This is a genomic window from Burkholderia sp. APQ4-4ca (genome assembly GCF_057837105.1).
This window is the reverse complement of record NZ_JBYQCG010000050.1, coordinates 1-339: the sequence shown is the minus strand read 5'-3', so window position 1 is coordinate 339 and position 339 is coordinate 1. Positions and strand designations below refer to the sequence as shown.

Genomic DNA, 339 nt, shown 5'->3' with positions numbered 1-339 from the left:
CCGCTCTTTCACCATCGGCGGTGATCGGAATATTGCCTAGAGAGGTCCCGTGATTGTCGCCACGGGTATATACGTGATCCTCACTATCATCGCCGGCCAGCCAGAACTGCATATTGCAGTGACCGAGATACTTCTCGGTGAAAGTGGCGATGTATTGAGCACTTTCTTCCTCACCGAGCGAGGAGGCCCAACTCGACAAGAGAGGGTACAGAGTACTGCCCTTCGTCTGGGCTTCACGATACTCGTCCGTGTCCTCACGAGGATGGACCAGTAACGAGCGGTAGTCGGCGTAGATGGTGGGATACCGGCTGTTCGACCTAAATGCGAACGTCGTCCGCT

Annotated in this window: 1 protein-coding gene; it reads right to left on the bottom strand. The window is 55.5% G+C overall.

The genetic code is table 11. The features are described 5' to 3' along the window. Nucleotides 1-339: hypothetical protein (locus AC3IFE_RS01625; protein ID WP_489189396.1), on the bottom strand; the 339-nt coding region annotated here is incomplete at both ends.